A 4,437-nucleotide genomic window follows, 5' to 3' on the forward strand; every position below is an offset into this window, starting at 1 on the left:
CGCGAACGATTTACGACTGGCGGCATTACCTTGCGGTCATCCAGCGCAAGCCCGGTGCCTTGCGCAATGGTGCGCCCTTCCTGGAATTGCCGTTGGCCTTTCGGCAATTCCAGGACCAGATGCTTCGCCGCCCTGGCGGTGACCGTGAGATGGTCGATATCCTCGCGCTTGTGCTTCATCACGACGAACAGGTCGTCGTCAGGGCTGTGGAACTGGCTCTGGATGCGGGCGTGGCGACCAAGACGCACGTGCTGAATCTTCTGCACCGGCTGATCGACGGCAAGACGACCGACGGCCCGGACATCGATACGCCACAGGCGCTGACCTTGCTGCGTGAACCCAAGGCCAATGTCGAACGCTACGACGGCTTGCGCGTCCGGATCGTAGGAGGTCGCCATGCGTCATGATCCTGCCAGCGCGGCCGTCGTCATCATGCTGCGCAGCCTGAAGATGTATGGCATGGCCCAGGCCGTCACGGACCTGATCGAGCAAGGGGCTCCGGCCTTCGACGCGGCCGTGCCGGTCCTGTCCCAGTTGCTGAAAGCCGAAATGGCCGAGCGCGAGGTTCGATCCATCGCCTATCACATGAAGGCTGCCCGCTTCCCGGCCTACAAGGACCTCTCCGGCTTCGACTTCGCCGCCAGCGAGATCAACGAAGCGACCGTGCGCCAGTTGCACCGATGCGAGTTCATGGACGGAGCGCAGAATATCGTGCTCGTCGGCGGGCCCGATCCCACGACATAATACACACCTCGCTATGTTATTGAAAAAGCTGAATCTGCTGATCTTCTGATTTTGATAACGGACCTTGTTCTCCCTTGCCGGAATGGCGCTGGATATCGAGTTGGTCGATATCTTCGTGGCGGATGATCCAGGGAGTGCCCTTGCAATACTGCTCCGCCTTCAAATCGCCGGCGCGGATCATGCGCAGCACGGTCATCGGCCGCAGCCCGAGCTTATCAGCCGTTTCCTGTAACGTATATTCGCCGCGCTCTGACCGTTCGTCCTTTCTGTAAACGGCAATGTCGTGCTGGTTGCGGAAAGTGCAGACACGGGACTGCGTCCATCCGTTCTGACGGCCCGTGGTTTTGCCGAGCCGATTGAGAAGCGAGGCGATCGCCTTGTCCGGCAATTGGCGCGCCAGGGCGCCGATCAGTTCATTGATGTCCGGCGGAGCGCCCCAGCGGTGATGGCCCGCCTTGTTCTTCCTGACTGAAAGCGCGGTATGGTCGCCGCCCTGCCAATGCACCAGCATTTTGATCTGATCATCTTCAATGGCGACAACAATCTCGCGGATCACGGCTCGGATGATCCGCTTCCTTGTGGCGGCGGTGGCGTTGGCATGATGCCATGCCAGTTCGAGATCGGCACCCATGCGCAGCAGGCTCTGTCGCTCCTCTTCTCCCAGAACCTCGGGCTTGTGGCGGTCGAGTGCGTCAAGCTCGTCCTGGCGTTCGCGCACGGCGACGAGCGCGGTGTTCCAGCGTCGCTCCAGTTCGCCCACCACAAGCCGGTTGTCCGGATCGACGGAATCGTACTGGCGGCGTGCATGGGCGGCCTCATAACGTGCCTGCTCGAGTGCAAGCTCCACATGGCGCCGTTTCTCCCCGGCCTGCACGTTGGACGTCTCGATGGCCTTGATCGCCGCTTCGATACCGAGCGGTTGAAGACGTTGAAGAACCTCCGCGCTGACCGCTTGATCGACCCGCAACGATCCGAAGCCAATGCACGGGTCGGTTCCGTGGTTGACCTGGGCTCCGCGGCAATGATAGCGCCCCGTATTGCCGTTGCTGCCGGAATAGGCGACATGCAGCTTGCGGCCGCAATGGCCGCAGCGCAAGAGACCGCCGAGCAACAACTCGCCCCGGCGTAGAGCACCACGCGGCACCAGGCCTTTGCTTGTGGCATTGTCCGTGATCAGGCGCTGATTCCTCTCAAAATCGTGCCAGCTCAGGTAACTCTCATGATGGTCGATGAGCAAGACCTCCCAGTCGGCGCGGTCACGCCTGATCCCACGCAAGATCCGTTTGCGGCCGGCCTCGATAGTGACTTTGCTGCCGGTTCGCCCGAACGCATAGGCTCCGGCGTAGATCGGGTTGGTGAGAATGTGATGCACGGTATTGTAGACGGGCAACTTCCACACGATCGTCCGCGCCGCCTCGCGCGCGTAATTTACGGCTGGAAGCATGATCCCTTCGCCGCGCAGCCACAGGTGCACCTGTCTGATGCTCTGCAGTTCGTCAAACCGCCGAAATACAACATTGATCGCCTCGCGCACCCGCAGATCAGGGTCTTTCTCGATCCTGTTACGGCCGGATTTGACGTAGCCGATTGCCACCGCCAGAAAGAGTTCGCCCCTTCGCGCCTTCTGCTTCAGGGCTTCGATCGAGCGCGCCCGCAGGATCGAAAGTTCCAGTTCGCTCATCGTGCCCTTCATGCCGAGCAGCAGCCTGTCGTTGGGATGGCGGGGCTCGTAGATGCCGTCCTCGTCGACGATGAGCGTTCCGACAAGGCCGCAGAATTCGATGAGCGTATGCCAGTCACGGCCATTGCGAGCCAGCCGGGACGCTTCAATGGCAAGGACCGCACCCACCCGGCCTTCGCAGATCGCCGCGAGAAGCTTCTCGAAACCTGGACGGCTGATACCGGAGCCTGAACGGCCCAGATCTTCGTCAATGACGATAGCGTCATTCCAGCCAAGAGACCGCGCTCGCTCGGCAAGGCCATATTGGCGTCGCCGGCTTTCGGGATTGTTGACGAGCTGATCGGCCGTGGACTGCCGGACATAGACATAGGCGCCGCGTGCGAGATGTTCAGCGGTGATCTTCATGATCTGCCTCCCGTCCCGTCTGGCTTAACACCGTTTCCCTCAGCAAGGTCTCGATCAGCGCGAGGGTGCGCTCCCGGACTTCGCCCGGAAGACTCGATGGCGGAGCCTTCGTGGCGAACAGGTCTGGCTGGTCGGTTCGGCATTGTCTGCGTTGCATGATCATCTCCTGCCTGGCGTGAGTCGCTCTGCAGGGAGCGTAGACATGCATCGATCTCGTGGCGCAGATCGCGCAGGCATGAAAGAGGAAAACGAGGTGTTTCCCGCACCGCCATGGTCAGCGCGATCTCTTCTGTCATCCAGATCGGAACTAGCGCCAGGCTGCCATCCGGTTGTCGCCCCACATAAGCCGGCTCGCCGCAATAACGCTGGCGACCCGTGACGAAAATCTCCGCGCCCGCACGCGGATGAAAGGCGTAGCGGACCAATTTCTTTGCTCCGCCATCCTGATAACGGGCATTATGAGCCCAATCCGCCGGGCACAGGCAAAACACATGTCGCGACAGCACTCGGCATTCAGGCGATCGAGCATCATCGCCGAAAGGTCCGCTTCTTCTCGACCATCGAATTGGTCAACGCGCTCGAGCAGGAAAAGGCCAAGGGCAAGGCGGGCCAGATCGCAGAGACGTTGGTCAGGCTCGACGTGCTGATCCTGGACGAGTTGGGATACCTGCCGTTCAGCGCCTCCGGCGGCGCATTACTCTTCCACCTGCTGAGCAAGCTCTACGAGCGGACCAGCGTGGTGATCACCACCAACCTCAGCTTCAGCGAATGGGCCACGGTCTTCGGCGACGCCAAGATGACGACCGCTCTCCTCGATCGTCTGACCCATCGTTGTCACATCCTGGAAACCGGCAACGACAGCTTCCGCTTCAAAGCCAGCTCGGCCGCTGCGGCCCAGAAGAGAGGAGAAAAAGCCAATCCCTTGACCAAACCCTGATCAGAAAACCATACTCAGAGGTGGCTCACTTCTCGGTGGAAAAACCGGCTCAGTTCCGCGCGGAAACCAACAGTCTTGCCGCAACGGCAGCCTCAGATTTCTTACCCCGGAGCCAACCTACCCCACTCGACAAGTCGAGCGAGGACCCCAGCTCGGTCTCCTCCTCTCCCACTAACAAATCTGCGACTTGCCGCCCTCCATTTAATTGCGGCCTAATCGCCACCCCAACGCGCGGGCGCGATGGGGACCCCGGCTGGGTGCGGTCCGATCGTCACCGGTCTTTGCGACAGCCATCGAGGCCGCGATGGGCGCGGCCCGATACACAAGAAAAGGAATACGACAATGGCAACCATCGGCACCTTCACCTCCACCGAAAACGGCTTCACCGGCTCCATTCGCACCCTCGCGCTCAACGTCAAGGCTCGCATCGCCCGGGTCGAGAACCCTTCCGACAAGGGCCCGCAGTTCCGCGTCTACGCCGGCAGCGTTGAACTCGGCGCCGCCTGGCAGAAGACCTCCGAGCAGGGCCGCGACTACCTGTCGGGGTCGTGTCCCTACAGGTGGTGTAGCTCGGCGGTAGCGAAGCCGCTCGCGAGCGCGCCCTCAACAGCGCCGTAGTGAGCGGGCGGCGAAGCGGTGGTCATCGATGTTCTTCGGTAGGGTCGGGTTG

General features: G+C 61.3%; 3 protein-coding genes and 3 pseudogenes. 4 read left to right on the forward strand and 2 right to left on the reverse strand.

Annotation, left to right across the window (positions count from 1 at the left end):
* Nucleotides 1–407 (forward strand): annotated as a pseudogene (locus tag IB277_RS37355) (IS21 family transposase); the annotation flags it as partial.
* Nucleotides 397–729: pseudogene (locus IB277_RS37360) on the forward strand (ATP-binding protein); the annotation flags it as partial. The pseudogenes IB277_RS37355 and IB277_RS37360, both read left to right, overlap by 11 nt.
* A gap of 31 nt (nt 730–760) precedes the next feature.
* Here the strand turns inward: IB277_RS37360 and IB277_RS37365 are convergent.
* Together IB277_RS37365 and IB277_RS37370 are read right to left on the reverse strand one after the other, a co-directional pair.
* On the reverse strand, nt 761–2,830 hold the full coding sequence (locus IB277_RS37365; protein WP_192373366.1) for a recombinase family protein: 2,070 nt from the start codon (nt 2,828–2,830) through the stop codon (nt 761–763).
* Nucleotides 2,814–2,987, reverse strand: a complete 174-nt coding sequence (locus IB277_RS37370) for a hypothetical protein (RefSeq protein WP_192373368.1) — start codon at nt 2,985–2,987, stop codon at nt 2,814–2,816. Before IB277_RS37370 ends, IB277_RS37365 begins: the two co-directional genes overlap by 17 nt.
* 315 nt (nt 2,988–3,302) lie before the next feature.
* On the opposite strand from IB277_RS37370, the pseudogene IB277_RS37375 reads away from it, so the two are divergent.
* Nucleotides 3,303–3,767 (forward strand): annotated as a pseudogene (locus IB277_RS37375) (ATP-binding protein); the annotation flags it as partial.
* A gap of 342 nt (nt 3,768–4,109) precedes the next feature.
* Nucleotides 4,110–4,385 (forward strand): DUF736 domain-containing protein, encoded by a 276-nt coding sequence (locus IB277_RS37380; RefSeq protein ID WP_371813777.1) that lies wholly within the window; start codon nt 4,110–4,112, stop codon nt 4,383–4,385.
* Nucleotides 4,386–4,437 lie beyond the last annotated feature (52 nt).

The sequence above is a fragment of the Ensifer sp. ENS07 genome (assembly GCF_014852185.1).
Lineage (GTDB): Bacteria > Pseudomonadota > Alphaproteobacteria > Rhizobiales > Rhizobiaceae > Ensifer > Ensifer adhaerens.